This is a genomic window from Priestia sp. TRM10 (genome assembly GCF_057808375.1).
Genome location: NZ_JBJZOT010000019.1, coordinates 65,581 through 82,502, shown reverse-complemented (window position 1 = coordinate 82,502; position 16,922 = coordinate 65,581). Strand labels below are relative to the sequence as shown.

Genomic DNA, 16,922 nt, shown 5'->3' with positions numbered 1-16,922 from the left:
CACACTCATTGAATTACAACGAGTGTGAGCTTTTTCTTGCTCTTTAAGTATACCTTTATGGACTAATTCTTTATTATTACAATAAAACCTTAATTGTTAATATAGAACTCCTACTACTCTAAGTTTATTAGATAAAGAGAAAAAAATAGGAGAACGAACTTATTCACCATAATAAGTTCGTTTCTCCTCCTTCTTACACTAACCATTAGTCCTTAGTTACTGTATTTCCCATAGCAATAGAAATTCTATTCCAACTATTGATTTGATTAATAATTAAAACAAGATCAACATATTGTTTTTTATCATAATGCTTACATACCCGTTTATACAGAGCCTCTGGAACTCTTTTTGAAGGAATGAGAGTGATGTGCTCAGACAACTCGAGAGCAACCTTCTCTTCGGGCGTATAAAAATCACATTCATTCCAAGCATTTAAACAATAGATTCTTTGCTCAGTTTCCCCCATATTACGGGCATCGGCCGTATGCATATCTATACAGAAGGCACAACCATTAATTTGAGAAACTCTAATTTTGATTAATTCCCTTACAATTCGATTAATTGTAGATTTCTTTGTGTACTTTTCCATATCCATCATAATTTTCATACCATCAGGAGCAATCTCATAGTAGGGTAATCTTTGACTCATAAGGCAAGACTCCTTTGTTTTTAGTATACATTTTTATTTTCACCTTTGTAATTTGATTAATTTACTTTTTGGATGATAATTTAAAGCCGGTGCGCCAAGTTGGGTAAATAGGTGTCCAACCATATTCTTTTTTAGCTTTTGCATTTGAAGCTCCACGCTCCCCTCGTTCACTTCCATCTTCCTTTTCAGGTTTAGGTGCTCCAATAACAGAAGCGAATACAGGGAGCCATTCTTTTCCTGAGGCAGGTTCGTCGTCAACAATATTAATTGGCCCACTTGGCCATTTTAGTGCCTCGACTGCAGCTTGTGCTGCATCCTCTATATGCAAGAATGATGTTATACTATCTGTTGCTTTCACTTCACCTTTTAATACCTGTTGGCCAATCATTTCTTCTTTGTCATACCATGTACCTGGTCCATAAAGAAGTCCATATCGCAGAATAACGTACTCTGGTAATTCAGTAACAGCTGACTCAAGAGATGCTACTCCATTAACATTTATTTTTCTAGGGTTTGGCGCTTCAAAATCTAAAGGCACATCTTCCGTTGCAGGAGTTGATCCTGGTTCATACACAAAAGCAAGACTTTGAGCAATTATTTTTTTAACACCTACAGCTTTACTAGCATCTACTAAATTTCGTGTTCCAATGATTCTTATCTTAGCGTTATCTTCTAGGTTGACACTTCCTAGTGAAGTAAGTTGATGAATTAGAACTTCGGGTTGAACCTTTTGAAAGGCAACAAGTACAGCGTCACTATCAAATGCATCTGCTTGTATAGGGGTCACTCCTACTTCTTTGAGAAACTTATTAGCTTTGCTATCTTTCGTCATAGCGAATACTTCATGACCTTCTCTTACTAATTTAGGTAACATAGAAAGTCCTATAACGCCTGTTCCACCTGCAACAATAATTCTCATACCTTTTTCTCTCCTTTAATAAATGTTCTTTATTTAGTAGCTAATCTTGAGGCATCTTCTTCATATGCTTTTTCTAGTACCTTATTTGGTTTTCATAAAACAGTTTTCCTTTTTAATTAAGGACTAATTTAATCGTCGATTAGATTAGTCCTTAATATAACCCTTATAATTATCTTTGTCAAATGAAAAAATAATACACTGAAGCTGCTTTCGACTATTTGACAAACACTCAAAATACTCCTAAGATACAATTTGATAACCCTTAAAACCAAAAGCAGGTGAGTTTATATGCAGTACAGCGTCGGGGTTGAATATGCTTTACATTGTCTTGTTTATTTAATTGATGTACCTCAAGAAGAAACGGTTGGAATAAAAGATTTAGCAGAATTCCAAGGACTTTCGGAGACATTTCTTTCAAAAGTTTTCGGTAAATTATCTAAGGCTGGTATTGTAAGTTCTGTCCCTGGAGTAAAGGGAGGATATAGATTAGCTAAGTCCCCAGAAGAGATTTCTTTTTGGGATGTAATAGAAGCTGTTGAAGGTCCAAAACCTATTTTTCAATGTAAAAACATTGTACAAAACGGTTTATTGTATCGAGACAAGGAGTGCAGTTCTTGTGAGTCCAGCAATTCTACTTGTACGATTAACTTAGTCATGCTTGAAGCAGAAGAACATATGCGTGAGTTCCTTCGTAATAAAACGCTTAAATGGTTAGATAAGAAACTTAACGTTGTTTTACCTGAAAAACAAAGAACAGATACTCGAGAATATTTCACAAAAAAAAACTCTAACTAAATCGGCTTGACGAATTAGTTAGAACCTTTTTGGTTATTCTAACTACAGACTAATTGATATGGTATACAAGTTCAGTTAACATAATAAATCTTATCAGCAGTAAAAAAAGCGTAAAACCATTGATTGACAAAGGTTTTACGCTTTTTACATTCCTCTTATTTATACTTTTACGGACGACTTTAATCTATACATATTCTCTATTTTACGTACTCTGTGAAATAAGTGCATTGTTTACACTTAACATTTGTTTCGGCACGCGAAATAATCCAAGGGGCAACAAACATCATTCTCTCTTCTTTAATTGAATCTCTTTCACCTTTTGACGTAGATGATCTGGCCACCATGCTCCACAATCATCCGATACAACGCAAGCAGCACATGCTTTTAAATCATAAACCATCATCCCTTTGATTGGTGGAGAATAGAGATGAAGGGTGACGAGACCCATACCTCCTACACTATTCATCTTATGCACCCCTTTTTTGGGAGCAAAAAAGATTTTTCCTTTTTCCTGATACTGAGAAAACCCCTCTTCTGGAATCTGGTTTTCTTTCACTTCGTAAACCGTATTTATAGTTGTACCATTCACTACTTGAATCCAGCCGTATGAATGACCGTGATCGTGAGGAGCACACTCTATTCCCGACCAATTCATAACAAGTAATTCTACTTCGTCATTTTGATAGAGAAGTTTTCGATAATATGGTTTGTCTTTTGCCGACTGCAATAGTGGCTTTAATTCATCAAAATTTATATTTAAAGCCAAAAGCGCCTCTCGTAATTCCGATCTAGTAGGTGAATTCAATTCATCTAAAATATGCTTTGCCTGTTCAATTAAGGTCATACAAAAATTACCTCCTTATGAGTAGGGCAATTTCGATGGTTTCGATATGGTTACAAATTCTTGTTTCTCCATGGAAGGTACTTTAAAAAAGTTAATAATCGTCCATTAACTAAAATGACTCCTATTATAATTATGATGCCTCCTAATATGCTTATGGGAATAATCTTTTCTTGTAATAGCAAAATAGCTGTTATCAATGTCGCTACTGGTTCCAGATAAAGGAACACAGAAACCTGGGACGCCTCTAACACCTCTAATGCCTTCGCCCAGTACCAATAGGCAACACCTGAAACAAATACACCGAGGAATAACAAGTGAGCCCACTCCACATTTGTTAAAAAAGGCATGATCTCCCATCCTCTATTCCTTATGAGAAACGGGGTCGTTAGAGTAAATCCTAACAAACACATATAAAACGTAACAACAAGAGAGGGAAGTTGGATATGCAATCTTTTTAATAGTACAGAATAGATCGCCCAGTTTAACGTACTTAAAATCATTAACAGGTAACCGACATTAATTGAGAACTGAAAGGATTGCTGATTGCTAGAAGTGGTCACTAGAAGAACCCCAATGATGGCTACAATCATCCCTGCTGCTTTTGATACGGTCATCTTTTCATGTAAAAAGAGTACCGAAAGAATGACCGTAAATACAGGAGAAAACGAAATGATCCACCCTGCTGCAGAGGCATCTATTGTTAGAAGTGCGGTTGCCTGAATAACTTGGTGAACGAATACCCCAAGAATACCTAATACAATCAGATGAGGAATATACGTGAGTGGAATGTTTAATGGATCTCGTTTCAACACTAATAATACCAATAAAAACAGTGCTCCAATTCCAAAACGAATAACAAGGAGTGTATATGGATCAAGCTTATCTAAAACAGCTTTGGTAGAGACAAAGGAAATCCCCCAAAAACTAATAGACATCGTTGCATATAACGAGGCAGCAAATTTAGACTTTGACGCAATCATAAGCCCACTTTTCCTTTCAACAATATGATTATCTTCTACTAACATATGACTGTTCTAAAGGAAAATGAAAAAAATTTATTCTATAATATATAAAAAAATAGCGTGAAATGGCGTAGTGTCTTTAGCAAAACTAGTTACTATAATAGATCTTATCAGAAGTAAAAAAGCGTAAACCCATTGAATAACAACGGTTTTACGCTTCTTCTGTCTCTTTAGGTATACTTTTATATTAAGTATGGCTATCCTTCGTCCCAATTGAACGAAACCGAGGGTGCTCAGCGAGTATAGAACTTTTCATCTCTCTTACTACAGAGTGTTCCGAAGTAAAAAACTGATTTTTTGAATCGTAAAGCTCAATTAGGTTTCCTTTTTCTAGTACACCTAATGTATCACTAATTGTATAGGCAGCTTTGATATCATGGGTAATAAAAAGGTATGCTAATCCGAAGTCTTCTTTTAACTCCCTTAGTAATTCTAAAATAAGAGTTTGAGTCACCATATCCAGGCTACTTACAGCTTCGTCTAAGACAATTAGCTTTGGTTTTAGTGAGATGGCCCTTGCAATATTGATCCTCTGTAATTGACCACCACTAAATTGATGTGGGTACTTTTTTAAGTCTTTTTCACTGAGTCCTACTCTTTCTAATAATTCGATAACCGTTCTTTTTTGTTCAGTTACGGTCAATTGTTCATAGTTTTTTAATGGCTCTGCAATAATACGCTCAGCTGTCATCCGAGGATTAACCGATGAGTATGAATCCTGAAAGACAACTTGGAGATCGCGACGGATTTTTTGACGGGTTTTCTTGTCTGCCTTATAAATATCATATCCTTGAAAAAGAATTTGCCCATAGTGTGGTTGTTCCAAACCAAGAATCACTTTTCCTAAGGTACTTTTACCAGCGCCACTTGTCCCAAGCATTCCTAAGCATGTTCCTTCTTCAATAGAGAAGGAGATATCAGAAAGTACTTTTGTAGAATGATTTTTCCATTTAAAAAATGTTCGAGCTCCATAGCTATGAGTAACTTCATTTACCTGTAATAAACTCACTTGTTCATCTCCTAAGACCCCTATTATAAATCAAACGAAACCCATAATAGGTTCACCTAAATGTAGTATTGAGCGTGCATTTAATAGTCTCTTTGTATACTCATGTTGTGGATTATCAAATAATTGAAATACATCTGCTTTTTCTACGATTCTTCCATGCTGCATAACAGCTACTTCGTCTGCCATTTCAGCAATAACTCCTAAATCATGAGAGATTAATAATATGGATGAACCATATTCAGAGCGAATTTTATCTAAATGGCGTAATACTTTTTTTTGATTATTTACATCAAGTGCAGTTGTTGGTTCATCAGCAATAATAATAGCTGGATGAAGACTTGCTGCAATAGCGATCATTACTCGTTGAAGCATCCCGCCACTTAATTGAAAAGGATAGTGTTTTAAAAGATTAACAGGATTGGGTAGGTTCACATGATGCAAGGACTCAATGGCAAGTTCTGTTGCTTGTTTTTTATTCCATTGGGTATGGGAGCGAATGGTTTCAATAAATTGGTGTCCAATAGTAAAAACCGGCGTAAAAGCATTCATTGGATTTTGCATAATGAAGGCTATATCTTTGCCACGGATCTTGCGCATTTCTTTCTCAGCTAAGCCGTTCAGTTCTCGTCCTTTTAGCGTTATGCTGCCTTCAATCACTGTTGTTTTCAGATCAAGTAGCTGAAGAATAGACATACTTGTAACGGTTTTTCCGCATCCACTTTCTCCGATAAGACCAAGTATTTTCCCTCGTTTCATCTCGAAATTTATCCCTTGAACAAGAGGTGTACTACCATTTTTATTTTTTATCTGCACATGTAAATCTTTAACTTGTAACACAGTTGACTCTTCTGTTTCCAACATTCTTCATTCCTTTTTAAAAACGACGTTTGACCCCGTAACGCTCTGATAACGCTTCGCCTAATAAATTGAATGTAACAATAACAAGCATAATAACCAAACCTGGATAAAGCATTAGTTCTGGATTTGTTCGAATATATGATTTTCCTTCATGAATCATGGCTCCCCATTCAGGTGTAGGAGACTGTACTCCTAACCCAAGGAATGACATAGCAGAAATGTCCATAATAGCCCATCCCATTTCTAACGTTCCCATGACGACAAGAGGGGGGAGTACATTTGGAATAATATGATTTTTAATAATCTTCCATTGCGAAGATCCACTGACTTTTGCAGCCGCAATAAAATTCTGTTCTTTTAAACGGAGTACCATTCCCCGGAACATTCTTGCGTAATAAACCCATTGCACAAGCATTAGCGCTAAAATGACTTGGGACAGACCAGGTCCGAATATACCAACTAGTCCGAGAATAAGAATAAGGCTCGGAAAAGCCATGACACCATCACAAAACCTCATTAAAACTTGATCGATCCACCCGCCTCTATATCCTGCAAAGGTTCCAACAATTAAACCAATCACTAGTGATGAAATAAAAATGAGCATAGCAAAACCTAACGAAATGCGAGCTCCATATAAAATACGTGATAAGTTACATCTTCCTAAATGATCGGTTCCTAATGGGAAATCCCAGGATGGAGGATTTAGTTTATAAGCTAAATTGACAGCCACGGGATTATTTGGCGCTATCCATGGAGCAAATATAGTGATGATAAAAAGAATGCCTAATAAGATTGAACATATGGGAATCACTTTTTGACTTTTGAATACCTTACGTATACTTATTATCATCGTTGGTGTCCTTCTTTCCTAGAGATGCGCGGGTCAATATACATTTGAATAAGATCAACTATTAAATTGCTAAGAATAAATAAACTAGCTGCTATTAAGACATAGCACTGAATAACAGGTATATCGCGATTGAAAATCGCTTCAATAAAATAACGGCCAAATCCGGGCCAAGAAAAAACTGATTCAACAATAATTGTTCCTGTAAGTAATTTTCCAAGATTCATCCCGAGTCCAGTTATCATTGGAGGAATAGCCATTCTCAGAACATGTTTTGCCATAATCATTTTTTCTTTAATTCCCCTTGTTCGAGCAAATAGCACATATGGTTCTTGTAAGTTTTCAAGAACGCTGGCACGTAACAATCGTGTATACATCGCTATTAAGGGAAGCGCTAGCGTAATAGAAGGTAAAACAAGATGCTGCCATGTCCCAATTCCTTCAACTGGAAAAAGATTAAGTTTAACAGAGAAGAAAAAAACTAATATATAACCTAGCCAAAAAGTTGGGATAGATGCTCCAAAAAAAGAAAGTAAACGACTAAAATGATCAATAATGCTATTTCTCTTTATTCCCGCCAGAAATCCAAGAGGAACACTGATGAGCACTGCTATCAATAAGCTTCCTATTGCTAACTGGATGGTTGCTGGTATTCGGTATATGACCTCATCCAAAACGGGCTTATTCGAAACATAAGATATGCCAAAATCAAGTTGGCATATCTTCATAATAGAATTTACGTATTGAATGAAGAATGGTTGATCTAAACCAAACTCATGTCTTTTCTGATCCAAAATCTCATCAGTTGGCTGAATATGTGCTGCTGTTAAATAAGCTTCAGCCGGGTCCACCGGTGAAAGGTGAATCATTCCAGTCGTAAGAAGGGCGGCCAGAAGAAAAACTGGAATAATAGATATAACTCGTTTTAATATATAATGGCCCATGAAAACCTCCTGCTATTTACTCTTTAATGCTAATTCCTGTGAATGGATGCTCGTCACGATTAGCAGGGAATTTGAAATTATTTACATTTTTTTGATAAATCGCTGTTTTCTTGATATAAGAAACAGGAATAATAGCTCCTTGATCTTGTAGCGATTTTAAAATAGATGAATAAAGCTGTTCACGTTCTTTCTCATCTGTTGTTTGAGGAACCTTCACCATTTGTTTAATTAATTCATCTTTATTTGGATATGCTGAAATAGCCTCATTAAATCCGAATCCTTCTGATGCTACAATGTTTAAAAATGTATGAGGATCATAAGGAGCACCATAGTTACTAAAGAAATTAATGTCGAATTTATTATCTTTGAATCTCTGAACTTGTTCTGTTAATTCAACTCCCACAATGTTTAGCTTCACACCAATTGTCGCCCATTCAGCTTGAAGAGTTTCTGCCATTGCTTTTTGAATCGATTCTGCTGAATCATACATTAGTTCAATTTCAAGTGGCTTTCCGTCTTTTTCGCGAACTGTTTTTCCTTTAGGAAGTTTCCATCCGGCTTCATCTAGTAACGATTTTGCTTTTTCTACATTGTATTTAACGGACTTAGCCTCAATGTCTTTAGTATAAGGTAAATTTGTAGGTAAGATATAATCTGCTTTCTCTTCTAAACCTGAAGTGACTCCCTCAACCATTGCTTCTTTGTTAAAACCATAATGTAACGCTTGGCGCACGCGTTCATCTGAAAGCTGTTTTGTTTTCGTATTCATAACAAGCTGTCTTGTAGCAACTGGATCAGAAAGGCTAGTTTCATATTTACCAGTAGATTCTAATTGTTTGAAAGTATCTAGACTAATAACTCCTTCTCCATAAATCAAATCTAGATCACCTTTTTCAAATGCAAGTACTCTTGTTTCTGCATCTGGAATAACTTTTACTTTGATTTTTTCTACTTTTGGAAGCTCACCCCAATAGTTTTCATTGCGTTTGTAAACAGCATATTCATCAGTTTTATATTCGTCTAAAATCCAAGGGCCTGTACCTACGGATTTAGCGATACCTTTTGAAGTATCTCCATCTTTAGGGAAGCCGGCTTCACCTAGGAAACGAACTGGTCGAACAACAGCTAGCTCTTGAATGGTTGGATAATATGGTTCTGTTAATGTTAGTTTAAAAGTGTTTTCATCAATTACATCTGTTCGAGCTATTTTGGTAATAAAGCCTAACCAACTATGTAATTCAGTATGATTTAAAATGGCATCAAAATTCTTTTTCACGATTTCTGCATTAAAATCTGTTCCATCGGAGAACTTTACACCTTGGCGCAGGTGAAATGTGTATACCTTGCCATCATCAGAAATTTCCCATGATTTAGCTAGCTGCGGTTTTATCTGCCCCCCATCTTGATAGCTTACTAGGGATTCATATACCATAGATTGAGCAAATAATTGTGAAGGATTGTAGACATGTGGATTCATTTCTCCCACATCCCTTGGCCAAGCAATGGTAATCGTATTATTAGGATGGCCTTTTGACGTTGCTTCCTCGTTATTAGCATTTGTACAGCCAACTAATAATAAGGATAAGATTAAAATAAATGAAATAATTAACTGAAAATTAAGACTACTTTGCCCCTTAGACATGTTGATGTCTCCTCCCACTTGATGTTGATAATCATTTTCAATTGTAAGTAGGATCTATAACCTTGTCAATCTAATATTTCCTTTATTAATAAAGGAAATATTAGCATAATAACTAAATTTAAACATTGATTGGAAGGTGTTTGAGAGGCTTTTCTGGTTAAATTTAACTTATAATAAATTAGTTGACATAGCCTTAATTATAGGACTCATATTTTACATTTAATGGATTATGCTCTGCAAAACAGAAGATAATTGCAAAATTTGAACCTATATTTGTTTGTTTTTATTACAACAACTACTATAGGTCTGTGGGAGTATTCCCTACGTTTGCCACAAATCCCCTTGTTGTACCTTTAATAAAAGACCAATTATATAACTATATATGTATATGAAGCTACAAAACTGGCCATAGTAGTAACATATTCCCCCATATGTAAAAACCCTTTGCTAGCGCTGAGCAAAGGGTTTCTTTTTATTACCCGAAATTCAACATTAGTTAATTACCATAGTATTGATTATAAGCAGTAAAAGTAAAGTAGAGGTCACTGTAGTAAGTATTCTAAGTCCTAACTTTGTTCTAAATTCAGTTCCAGAAAACAAGATAGAAACTTTAAAATTACTGAAAATGTTGCCATATTAGTCTTTTACCATTTGAAATATCTAATCGTACACGGCTTTAACTATGTTTTCACTAAACTCTATAGTAATAAAACCAAACAGAGAATAAAGGTACCAAGAACAATCAATATTGAAGCGATTATTGAACTAATTAGATATACGCTTTCAATATTTATGCCATCTAAGGTATTTTCCTCTATTTTTTTATAATTACTTTCTTCAGGATTAGAATTCTGTGCTAATTCAGACTCTAATACAAGTTCCATTTTTAATTTTTGGATTTTTTTGCAAGCAAATTTAGGTAGTATCATAATGAGCAGGGCCATTATCCAAATTAAAATTGGTATTATTAACCAATTCATTTTTTCACCTTGTTTCAAGTATAGTTAAAAAAGTTTGATTTTTATTTTTCTCTGATACATTTTAAGAAGGATAATTAAGTCGTTCCAATCAAAACATAAATAATTATAATTAAACCCACTAAAAATTTTGCACATGAAACTTTCTCAACATACAAAGTTTGTCTTAAGGTAGTTTATTCAATTTTATATTCATCTATACTTGGATTGCTCTCAAAAAACACCTTCCTTTTATTCTTCTGCCCAGTTAGTTGAAGAAGACTCAAAAGGATTGAATAAATACTCTACAGAAATCGAGTTTACACAAAACATGTTTACGGAAGTAAAAAGCACAAACCCGTTCAGTAACAACGAGTTTGCGCTTTTTATTTTATATATATTCTTACGCACAGATTTTAAAGTCTAACTGTATTCTTTTCCAACATACAGAGGTTTTCAATCACTACATCTTAAGAAATCAGTAAACTGACTTATATATGCTTATTTCCGTGACATTTTTTAAACTATCGAAATCCTAATATCTATTTAAAAGAAACTTAATAAATTACATAACAGTGTTATTAAGGATACAATTATATTGAGAATAGTGTTACAATATTGAAAAGTTTAAATTTATAGTCATCATAGTGAGACTTAGATGGAGGGATTTATTTTGGCAGAACTACGCAGTAATATGATTAAAAAAGGATTTGACCGAGCACCGCATAGAAGCTTGCTTCGCGCTGCTGGCGTAAAAGAAGAGGATTTTAACAAACCATTCATTGCTGTTGTCAATTCATATATTGATATTGTTCCTGGACATGTACATTTACAAGAGTTTGGGAAGATTGTAAAAGAAGCAATTCGTGAAGCTGGTGGTGTTCCGTTTGAAATGAACACAATTGGTGTAGATGATGGTATTGCGATGGGGCATATTGGGATGCGCTACTCATTACCAAGTCGTGAAATTATTGCTGATTCCGTGGAGACAGTTGTATCAGCACACTGGTTTGATGGAATGGTCTGTATTCCAAACTGTGATAAAATTACACCAGGCATGATGATGGCAGCTATGCGCTTAAATATTCCGACGATTTTTGTTAGTGGTGGTCCAATGGCAGCTGGACGTACAAGTGATGGCCGAAAAATCTCTCTTTCTTCTGTATTTGAAGGGGTGGGTGCTTATCAGTCAGGGAACCTTGATGAGAAAGGTCTTCTAGAGCTTGAGCAGTTTGGATGTCCAACATGTGGATCTTGTTCTGGAATGTTTACTGCTAACTCTATGAACTGCTTAGCAGAGGCACTTGGAATTGCTCTACCAGGAAACGGAACGATTTTAGCAGTGGCACCAGAGCGTAAAGAATTTGTTAAACGCTCAGCTACTCAGTTAATGAAGTTAATTGATTTAGATTTAAAGCCGCGTGATATTGTGACAGAGAAAGCAATTGATAACGCATTTGCCCTTGACATGGCACTTGGTGGATCAACAAATACAGTTTTACATACGCTTGCTCTTGCAAACGAAGCAGGTATAGACTATCCGCTTGAACGAATCAATGAAGTAGCAGCGCGTGTGCCGCATCTTTCAAAGCTTGCGCCAGCATCAGATGTACACATTGAAGATTTACATGAAGCAGGTGGAGTATCTGCTGCATTAAATGAATTATCCAAAAAAGAAGGTACACTTCACCTTGACGTCATGACGGTAACAGGAAAAACACTTGGGGAAAACATCGCTGGTTGTGATGTGAAAGATAATAATGTTATTCATTCAATTGATAATCCGTTCTCAGAAAAGGGTGGACTTGCGGTGTTATTTGGTAACCTTGCTCCAGATGGCGCAATTATCAAAACAGGTGGTGTCCAAGGCGGAATTACTTCTCATGAGGGACCAGCGATTGTCTTTGACTCACAGGATGAGGCTTTAGCAGGTATTGCCGGGGGACAAGTCAAAGAAGGACATGTTGTTGTCATTCGTTATGAGGGTCCAAAAGGTGGACCGGGTATGCCGGAAATGTTAGCACCAACTTCCCAAATTATGGGTATGGGCTTAGGCGCAAAAGTAGCGCTTGTAACAGACGGACGTTTTTCAGGTGCTTCCCGCGGTCTATCTATCGGCCATGCTTCACCAGAAGCAGCAGAAGGTGGACCACTTGCATTTGTTCAAAACGGTGATCATATTGTCATTGACATTGAAAAGCGCACAATGGACGTTCAAGTTTCTGAGGAAGAGTGGGAGCAACGAAAAGCAAACTGGAAAGGCTTTGAACCAAAAGTTAAAACAGGCTATTTAGCTCGTTACTCTAAGCTTGTTACATCTGCTAGCACTGGTGGTATTATGAAAATCTAAATTAATCGATTAAGAGACCCGTTAAAAACTCTAGTAAAACTAGAGACTTTTTAACGGGTCTTTTTTATTCAAGGCTTTGTTAATGGTTCACGTAGTGTTAGAGATGAACCAATGCCTTTCTTCTTTGAACAAGAAATATCTATCGGAATAAATTGCTTTTAGCAAGTTCCACCAATTTATTGCCGTTTCCATTAAGAACGGCTTTAAGCATCCAAAGTGTAAATCCATTAGCTTGCTCAAATTTAATTTTAGGAGGAAGGGCCAACTCCTGACGGTTGACAAGAACATCTAATAAAACCGGTCCCTTATGTTGAAAAGCTTGTTTTATGGAATCTTCAAGATCAGCTGGATCCTCTACGCGGATTCCTTCAATCCCCATAGCTTGTGCTACAGACGCTAAATTAGGGTTTTCTAACCCCGTTCCAGTCTCCAAATAACCAGCAGCTTTCATTTCAAGTTCCACAAAACTCAAAGAGCTATTATTAAATACAATAATCTTGACCGGTAATTTGTGCTGACGCAGTGTTAACAAATCTCCCATTAACATGGAGAGGCCACCATCACCTGATAGGGCAATCACTTGTCTGCCTGGATTTGCACATTGTGCTCCGATAGCTTGCGGCATCGCATTTGCCATTGTTCCATGGTTGAATGAACCAAGTAGCCTTCTTTTCCCATTCATTTCAAGGTAACGGGCGGCCCATAAGGTTGGCGTTCCAACATCACATGTAAATACAGCATCCTCATCAGCAAGGTCACTTACAATTTTTGTGAGGTATTGAGGGTGGATCGGTGTGTGACCTGGTTTTCCAATTGCGAGTTTATCAAGATCTTTACGAACGTCCTGATAATCTGATACAAATTTATCTAGATGATGGGAATCATGCTGTTCGGTTAGATAAGGAAGTAATGATTCAACTGTATACTTAATATCACCACAAAGACCTAGGGTTAAAGCAGCTCGGCGTCCAAGATGCTCGGGACGAATATCTACTTGAAGAATGACAGCTTTCTTAGGGAAGAATTGTCTGTACGGAAAGTCAGTACCAAGCATTAACAATACATCGCAATCCATCATAGCATGAAACCCTGATGAATAGCCGATGAGACCCGTCAAGCCAACGGAGTAAGGGTTATCATATTCAAGGTGTTCTTTCCCTCTAAGGGCGATAACCATAGGAGACTGTAGTTTATCACACAACTGCATTAACGATTCATGTGCCCCTTCACAACCAGCCCCACATAACAGTGTGATTTTCTTTCCGTTATTAAGGTATTCAGCAAGCTTCTTTAGTTCAGTATCAGATGGTCGAATGACTGGTTGGGTCACATGCATCACTTGTTCTGGGACAGATTCTTCATCAGATAATGCTGCGACGTCACCAGGGAGAACAAGAACTGAAACCCCTTGTTTAGAGATAGCATGCTGCAATGCAATTGTTACTAAACGAGGCATCTGTTCCGGTCTCGTTATAACCTCACTGAAATGACTACACTCCTTAAAAAGTTGCTCTGGATGTGTCTGTTGAAAATATTCACTTCCAATTTCGTTACTTGGGATATGGGCAGCAATAGCTAAAACAGGAATCCGACTACGATGACAATCGTATAATCCATTGATTAGGTGAAGGTTCCCAGGACCACTACTTCCTGCACAAACGGCAATGCTTTCACCGAGCAGAGAATCAGAACCAGCAGCAAAGGCTGCAACCTCCTCGTGACGAACGCCAATCCATTCAATTTTTTCGGAACGTCTTATAGAATCTAAAACAGCATTTAGTGAATCCCCTACGATTCCGTAAATTCGTTTAACTCCAGCTTGTAATAACGATTCAATCAATAAGTCTGCAATGGTTTGCTTCATTTTTTCCTCCTATGCTTTGCTAGAAATATTGTTTATAACCTATCCATCACTCTTTTTCTTTTAGTATGACCTAGGTCATTAGAAAAATTCTCTATCGCTTTTAGAGGTAAAATAAAAAATCGATTTCTTTGGGATAACAGCTAATGATTGCTGGAGTATTCCTTACACCTTCTACAAACGCCTTTGTCATACTTTTAGTTCTCTTTAGCATATAAACCAAGTGCTAGTACTCTATATAAATAGTCTCTTTTAGAAAATAGTCATACTCATAGCAAAGACCGCCCAATATCCATTAGTATATAAGGCGGTCTTAAGTATATTTATGACATATAACTATTCTTTTTTTCACGACAATATTCCAGTCTGTCATGTTAAATATCAAAAAAGTCATCCACTTTAGCATTACGATCTACTTTTCTAAGTGCTTTCATGAGTTTTTTTAGTGTAGGAGTTGTAGGAGTTCTTCTTCCTTTGCAGATATCACTAATTGTATTACGAGCTAGATTGGTCTCCTTCACTAACCATTCCTGTTTAATTCCTCTGTTATCAAGCCATTTCCCTAACTTCCCTCTCTGTTTGCCACTCATTTCCTTCACTCCATTTTATTCTTGGTTATCAAGCATTATGTACGTTTTTTTCCACTCTTATACATGGAATTCGCAACTCTAGTGGAAGAAATTATAGGGACAAGATAAGTTGAACAAGCCATGCCACATACAATCGACTATACCAACTTAGGAGGAGGTCCATATGGTTACAGTCTTGGGAACAAGCTTGATGTTATTTATGGTAATCTATGCAGAGAAAAAAGGATGGGTCGACAAATCAAAAGTAAGAGTGATTATGCAGGTTGGAATGAATGCAGGTATCTTGGGGAGCTTGCTCTATTTTTTATATACGTTGTCTTCTTTCCTTCCTTTCTTATGACCAGGGTTACATCCAGGATAGAAGAGAAAAAGGAATAGGTTGATCACGATAAGAATGCCATTTGGAAGCTTCCTTTTTCAAGGAACTATCTATAGAAGATAAGAAAGAAGGAGTGAGAAGAATGTGGGAGCTCATGACGATTCCCCTTTTAACAGGGGCTGCTGCTTTGTGGTTTGGCAGGAATGCATTCAGTGAGGAACATCGGATCGTCCAACAGACCTTTGAGCAATACCATATCCAAATTAAGGACGGGAAAAACAACCGATACCCTCAGCTTGTACGAGAGTGCAAAAGTACGAAACAAATTAAGCTGATTTATCGCACACCTTTAGCTTTAGAAGAAAAGACATTGCGAACCTTACAACAGATTTTATCCGTTACCTTAAATCAAGAGGTGAACGTCTCCTTTAAGAAATGGCTGATCATTGAAATTACAAAGCATAAAATGCCTTTCTACGTTTCTTATCAAGAGGTTCCTTATCGAAAAGGATGGATGGTTCCCTTAGGGAAAAACCGCCAGGGGTGGAACTTTCACCATTTTGACCATACTCCCCATACCACGATTTCGGGAACGACTCGATTTGGAAAAACGGTCATGATGAAAGTCATGATGACCTATCTGATCGAGCATCACCCCTGGGATGCTCAATTCATCATCATTGATTTAAAGGGTGGATTAGAGTTTGATCGGTATAAGAACCTTCAGCAAGTCAAACGTATAGCCAGTAATCCCATAGAGGCCTTATATGCCTTGAAACAGGTACAGAAAGACATGAAGGAACAAATGGCCCTTTTTAAGCGTCAAGGATGGTCCAATATTGTGGACACTCCCCTCTCTCAACGTCTGTTTGTGTTGATTGATGAAGCTGCACAACTCACGCCGGAAAAGTTTATGGAGAAAGAAGAAAAGAAGACATTAGCGCAGTGTCAATCGGTCTTAAGTGAAATAGCACGTCTAGGAGGCGCTCTGGGCGTTCGGTTGGTGTATGGAACCCAATACCCTACCTCAAATGTATTGAATGGCTCAATCAAGCAAAATGCGGATTTAAAGGTTAGTTTTCGGCTGGGAAGTGATTATGCCTCTAAGGTAGCCCTTGATGCGTATGGCGCGGAAACGTTACCTTCCAATATCAAAGGGCGTGCGTTGATTAAAACGCATGAAGTGAAAGAAGTGCAAGTCCCCTACCTGAATCATGAGGAAATCTGGAAACGGATTGGAGGGTATGAAATTGCAAAACAAACAGCTGTGCCAAACGAGACAGGAGAAGATTATGTACGTCTTGGATAAGTTGGAAT

The 16,922-nt window shown here is 37.0% G+C and carries 16 protein-coding genes; 4 read left to right on the top strand and 12 right to left on the bottom strand.

Going from position 1 to position 16,922, the window contains the following annotated elements; genetic code table 11:
• Positions 1 to 205 precede the first annotated feature (205 nt).
• On the bottom strand, positions 206 to 649 hold the full coding sequence (locus ACK3CR_RS26460) for a carboxymuconolactone decarboxylase family protein (protein WP_328125033.1): 444 nt from the start codon (positions 647 to 649) through the stop codon (positions 206 to 208).
• A gap of 61 nt (positions 650 to 710) precedes the next feature.
• Positions 711 to 1,568, bottom strand: coding sequence for an NAD-dependent epimerase/dehydratase family protein (locus ACK3CR_RS26455; protein ID WP_488976342.1), 858 nt, complete (start codon positions 1,566 to 1,568; stop codon positions 711 to 713).
• A 288-nt stretch (positions 1,569 to 1,856) separates the two neighbouring features.
• Here ACK3CR_RS26455 and ACK3CR_RS26450 point away from each other — a divergent pair, with 288 nt between their 5' ends.
• Positions 1,857 to 2,363, top strand: a complete 507-nt coding sequence (locus tag ACK3CR_RS26450; protein ID WP_243519610.1) for an RrF2 family transcriptional regulator — start codon at positions 1,857 to 1,859, stop codon at positions 2,361 to 2,363.
• A gap of 283 nt (positions 2,364 to 2,646) precedes the next feature.
• Here ACK3CR_RS26450 and ACK3CR_RS26445 read toward each other — a convergent pair whose 3' ends face one another.
• The 8 genes from ACK3CR_RS26445 to ACK3CR_RS26410 form a co-directional block, all read right to left on the bottom strand.
• The gene (locus ACK3CR_RS26445; protein ID WP_430236787.1) at positions 2,647 to 3,207 is read right to left on the bottom strand and encodes a cysteine dioxygenase; all 561 of its coding nucleotides are present in this window, start codon (positions 3,205 to 3,207) and stop codon (positions 2,647 to 2,649) included.
• A 50-nt stretch (positions 3,208 to 3,257) separates the two neighbouring features.
• Complete coding sequence (locus ACK3CR_RS26440; protein WP_243519605.1) at positions 3,258 to 4,187, bottom strand: DMT family transporter; 930 nt, start codon at positions 4,185 to 4,187, stop codon at positions 3,258 to 3,260.
• Between the two features lie 229 nt (positions 4,188 to 4,416).
• Positions 4,417 to 5,238, bottom strand: a complete 822-nt coding sequence (nikE, locus tag ACK3CR_RS26435) for a nickel import ATP-binding protein NikE (RefSeq protein ID WP_488976341.1) — start codon at positions 5,236 to 5,238, stop codon at positions 4,417 to 4,419.
• A gap of 30 nt (positions 5,239 to 5,268) precedes the next feature.
• Entirely contained in the window at positions 5,269 to 6,096 is an 828-nt protein-coding gene (gene nikD / locus ACK3CR_RS26430) for a nickel import ATP-binding protein NikD (protein ID WP_328125051.1), read from the bottom strand.
• A 16-nt stretch (positions 6,097 to 6,112) separates the two neighbouring features.
• Positions 6,113 to 6,946, bottom strand: a complete 834-nt coding sequence (gene nikC / locus ACK3CR_RS26425; protein WP_328125042.1) for a nickel ABC transporter permease subunit NikC — start codon at positions 6,944 to 6,946, stop codon at positions 6,113 to 6,115.
• Complete coding sequence (gene nikB / locus ACK3CR_RS26420) at positions 6,943 to 7,887, bottom strand: nickel ABC transporter permease subunit NikB (RefSeq protein ID WP_430236782.1); 945 nt, start codon at positions 7,885 to 7,887, stop codon at positions 6,943 to 6,945. Before nikB ends, nikC begins: the two co-directional genes overlap by 4 nt.
• A gap of 16 nt (positions 7,888 to 7,903) precedes the next feature.
• The gene (nikA, locus tag ACK3CR_RS26415) at positions 7,904 to 9,529 is read right to left on the bottom strand and encodes a nickel ABC transporter substrate-binding protein (RefSeq protein WP_328125046.1); all 1,626 of its coding nucleotides are present in this window, start codon (positions 9,527 to 9,529) and stop codon (positions 7,904 to 7,906) included.
• A gap of 698 nt (positions 9,530 to 10,227) precedes the next feature.
• Entirely contained in the window at positions 10,228 to 10,509 is a 282-nt protein-coding gene (locus tag ACK3CR_RS26410; protein WP_328125047.1) for a hypothetical protein, read from the bottom strand.
• Positions 10,510 to 11,158: 649 nt separating this feature from the next.
• Between ACK3CR_RS26410 and ilvD the strand changes: the two genes are divergently transcribed.
• On the top strand, positions 11,159 to 12,835 hold the full coding sequence (gene ilvD / locus ACK3CR_RS26405) for a dihydroxy-acid dehydratase (protein WP_328125048.1): 1,677 nt from the start codon (positions 11,159 to 11,161) through the stop codon (positions 12,833 to 12,835).
• Between the two features lie 139 nt (positions 12,836 to 12,974).
• Here the strand turns inward: ilvD and poxB are convergent, their stop codons facing one another.
• Together poxB and ACK3CR_RS26395 are read right to left on the bottom strand one after the other, a co-directional pair.
• On the bottom strand, positions 12,975 to 14,699 hold the full coding sequence (gene poxB, locus ACK3CR_RS26400) for a ubiquinone-dependent pyruvate dehydrogenase (RefSeq protein ID WP_488976340.1): 1,725 nt from the start codon (positions 14,697 to 14,699) through the stop codon (positions 12,975 to 12,977).
• A 371-nt stretch (positions 14,700 to 15,070) separates the two neighbouring features.
• Positions 15,071 to 15,286: a helix-turn-helix transcriptional regulator gene (locus ACK3CR_RS26395; protein ID WP_328125050.1), complete on the bottom strand. Its 216-nt coding sequence runs from the start codon at positions 15,284 to 15,286 to the stop codon at positions 15,071 to 15,073.
• 163 nt (positions 15,287 to 15,449) lie between these two features.
• Between ACK3CR_RS26395 and ACK3CR_RS26390 the strand changes: the two genes are divergently transcribed.
• The gene (locus ACK3CR_RS26390) at positions 15,450 to 15,626 is read left to right on the top strand and encodes a hypothetical protein (protein WP_430236775.1); all 177 of its coding nucleotides are present in this window, start codon (positions 15,450 to 15,452) and stop codon (positions 15,624 to 15,626) included.
• A 121-nt stretch (positions 15,627 to 15,747) separates the two neighbouring features.
• The gene (locus ACK3CR_RS26385) at positions 15,748 to 16,914 is read left to right on the top strand and encodes an FtsK/SpoIIIE domain-containing protein (RefSeq protein ID WP_488976339.1); all 1,167 of its coding nucleotides are present in this window, start codon (positions 15,748 to 15,750) and stop codon (positions 16,912 to 16,914) included.
• The last annotated feature ends 8 nt before the right edge of the window (positions 16,915 to 16,922 follow it).